Source organism: Carboxylicivirga litoralis, assembly GCF_025499605.1.
GTDB classification, from domain to species: domain Bacteria; phylum Bacteroidota; class Bacteroidia; order Bacteroidales; family Marinilabiliaceae; genus Carboxylicivirga; species Carboxylicivirga litoralis.
Genome location: NZ_JAFMVC010000065.1, coordinates 1 through 3,453, shown reverse-complemented (window position 1 = coordinate 3,453; position 3,453 = coordinate 1). Strand labels below are relative to the sequence as shown.

General features: G+C 32.8%; 3 protein-coding genes. 2 read left to right on the top strand and 1 reads right to left on the bottom strand.

Translation table 11 applies throughout. The features are described 5' to 3' along the window. Positions 1–30: 30 nt before the first annotated feature. Complete coding sequence (locus tag J1N10_RS20535; RefSeq protein ID WP_262328609.1) at positions 31–591, top strand: glycoside hydrolase family 108 protein; 561 nt, start codon at positions 31–33, stop codon at positions 589–591. A gap of 265 nt (positions 592–856) precedes the next feature. Further along, positions 857–3,106 (top strand): S41 family peptidase, encoded by a 2,250-nt coding sequence (locus J1N10_RS20530; protein ID WP_262328608.1) that lies wholly within the window; start codon positions 857–859, stop codon positions 3,104–3,106. A 140-nt stretch (positions 3,107–3,246) separates the two neighbouring features. On the opposite strand, the gene J1N10_RS20525 is transcribed toward J1N10_RS20530, so the two are convergent. Next, positions 3,247–3,453: tyrosine-type recombinase/integrase (locus J1N10_RS20525; RefSeq protein WP_262328607.1), on the bottom strand; the 207-nt coding region annotated here is incomplete at its 5' end.

Genomic DNA, 3,453 nt, shown 5'->3' with positions numbered 1-3,453 from the left:
CGATGTCAAACTTAAAAACAGACGTAATAAATGAAAACATTCGATGAGTTGTTCGATGGCGTAATCAAACATGAAGGCTATTATGCCAACGTAGAGGGCGACCGAGGTGGAGAAACCTACATGGGGGTTGCCCGGAATTTGCATCCCGATTGGGAAGGCTGGCAGTACATTGATGCCTACAAAGAAACCTATGGTAAAATACCTTGGAACTTTAAGATTGATGTTCCTCAATTGACACAGCTTGTAAAGGATTTTTATAAGCAGACCTTTTACAAAAGGTTTAAAGTTGATGATATCTCTAATGGCTCACTACAAGAAATCATTTTTGACTGGTGCGTTAATAGTGGAGTATGGGGAGCTAGGGGCGTTCAACGTGTATTAAATCAATTCTTTGATGCCGACTTGAAAATGGACGGTATTATCGGTAAAATGACACTTACTGCAATTGCCAATTGTCAACCAAAGGAACTTTTTGGGGAAATCAAAAAAGCTCGAATCCGCTATTACCACAAGATTGCCAAGAAAGGCAAAAATCATTTATTCCTTGAAGGATGGTTGAACCGGATTGATTCAATTGTTTTTGAAGGTTAACCAGCTTCTAATTTATCTTATCTAAAGCGATTGTCATTGTTTCTATAGGTTGCTATTAAGTGTTTTATTCTACCTCTATAACAATATCCTCGATAATATTAATATTTTTGAGGTTTACAGCAACTTAGAGTATTCCAATTATAAAAGCTAGATGCTTTATTTTTTTAGTGAACCACTTTGGGATAAGTCCAATAGTATTATTCACAAAACTAACAAGTTAATGACGAACAAACAGAATATCAAATAACACAAAATCTATATAAATATGAATCCAAATAAACTGGTTTATCTAATTCTCTTGTTTTTATCTTCATGGTCATTAAATGCTCAAACACAAAAGCAAATAGATAACCTATATACCTTTGCAAAATTATATGGTTATATCCGTTATTTTCACCCAAGTGATGAGGCACAGCAAATAGATTGGGAAAAATTTGCAGTTCTTGGATGTCGAGAAGTTGAGAAATGCAGGAGTCCGCAAGAGTTAAAAAACACACTCTATGAACTTTTCCAACCAATAGCTCCAACATTAATAATTTTCAATTCAAAAGAAAATATCAATTTTGAAGTATCAGAAATTACCCCTCTAGATAGTACTGGTTACAAACCTATTTATTGGCAACATCAAGGTTTTAACTCAGGTTTTATGCCTAAGCTAAACAAAAGCTTACGCGTAAATAGACCTATACATACAAAGGAATTTCACCCCTTATTTAAAACTTATGGTCTAGGTATCAACAATGACAGTATTGCAGGTAAAGAGTTTAGGTTTAGGGCGAAAATGAAAAGACTTAACGGAGCCTGTAATAGTTTTTTAATACTAAGATCAGGTGAGATATTTGAAACAACTGAAGACTTATCTGTTTCAGATACTGTTTGGCAAGAAAGGACAATTGAAGGCACATTTAATTCATTTACTAACCGCTTGTATACAGGAATAGTATTTAAGGGAGAAGGACAGCTTTTAATAGATGATATTGAAGTGCAAATTAAATCGAATGATAAATGGGAGGTTTTTTATAAGAATGGTTTTAATAAAAATGAAGCAAGTAAAAACTCCTGGAAAGCAACAGGAAATTTAAGAACAACAATCATTGATAATAGTTGCTTACTAGAAACTTTTGATTCAGTAAAATATTCAACACCAAATCAAATATTCGATAAGCAAATACAAATTGGAGAATATATCGAAAAAGAAATTGGGTATGGTCTAAGATGCATCGTTCCATTAGCGTTATATGGTAATGAAAACTCGACCTATCCACTTTCAAATCCAGAAAAGTTATCGCATTTATCATTGCGTCTCAAGAATATAAGCGAAGATAGTATGCGTGCTGAGAATCTCTATCTGCGCCTTGCAGATATTGTTATCCTATACAATATATTTCAACATTTTAATCCATACTTGCCCTATTTGTACGAAAAAGCTTGGAATGAGAATGTCACAAATGCAATAGCAAATGCTTATCAGAGCATAACCCTAATAGACTTTAAAAAGAATATTGAGATGTTTTTAAATCACTTCCATGATAGTCATGTACGTGTTTGGTCTATTGATGATTATAAAGAAGGTTATCATCTGCCACCAATTGCTTGCGAATGGATTAATGATAAATTAATAATCACTCATGTATTTTCAGACTCCATCATATTAAGGGTAGGTGATGAAATTAAAAGGATAAATAATACTGATGCTAAACTATACTATAAAGACGTAGAAAAATATATTTCAGGAAGCGATGATTGGATTAACTATATGGCTAAGATAAATGCTTTTAGAGGACATGTAGATTCTACAACTATTATTGAAGCTATTTCTAACTCTAAAAATATAAGGGTTGAATTGAATAGGAACATAGGAATTTCAGATTATGAGAAGTTAATACAGCCAAACAAATCCTCTCAAGAATTATCTGATGGAATCTGGTACGTAAATATGAGGGAACTTCAATCAAAAGATAATTCAATTATAGAATCTATTAAATATTCGAAATCTCTGATTATTGACGCTAGAGGATATTTTCTTGACAAACAAAAATTACATACACATCTTTTCAAAAAGAAAATTTCAGGTCATCCATTAAGCATTAACTATAATCAAATTCTTTATCCAGATGGAGAAGAAATTAGATTAAAAAAAGTATCATTAATCAAGCAATCTAATAGGTTTAAGCATATTCCTCAAAAACCTTTTATTAAAGCAAGAGTTTTTGTCATTATTGATGGAAGTGCATGTAGTGCTCCTGAAACTTTTATTTCGAATTTGAGATATTGTAATAATGAAATTACGATTATCGGGCAACCAACAGCAGGTGCAACTGGTGCTAAAAATATGTATACATTGCCAGGCGGTCTTCAAATCCAATGGACGGGACCATTAACGATCTTTTCTGATGGTTCGCAGTTCCATGCAAAAGGTAATATGCCAGATATTTTGGTTGAAAAAACGATTGAAGATGTACTGCAAGGCAAAGATCCCTATATTGAAAAAGCTTTAGAGATTATTAACCAATAATCGACATTCTAACTTTAATATTATCCTGTGTAACCATTAGATGTAGAAGATGTTAATCTAAGCATTCCTCTTAATGTTAATAACAAAAAAAACTCCCGACTAAATAAAGTAAATCGGGAGTTTTTTTAATTTAACGTCTATTACCCTGCAAAAGCCGTTAAGTATTTAGCCACTTCTTTTTTTGTTTCATCTTCAAAACTATCAAGGTAAAGTTCAGTAGTCCTTAGATTGTTGTGACCTAAACTTTCCCCTATGTATTCAGTTGAAACTCCTGAACGTTTTAATACCGTTGAAAAGCTGTGCCTTGCCGTATATGTAGTTACCGTTTTCTCTATTCCGACCTCAGT

Bases quoted from the DNA above. Each gene is read 5' to 3' on its own strand.
- J1N10_RS20530 (WP_262328608.1), top strand. From the start codon at position 857: ATGAATCCAAATAAACTGGTTTATCTAATTCTCTTGTTTTTATCTTCA.
- J1N10_RS20535 (WP_262328609.1), top strand. From the start codon at position 31: ATGAAAACATTCGATGAGTTGTTCGATGGCGTAATCAAACATGAAGGC.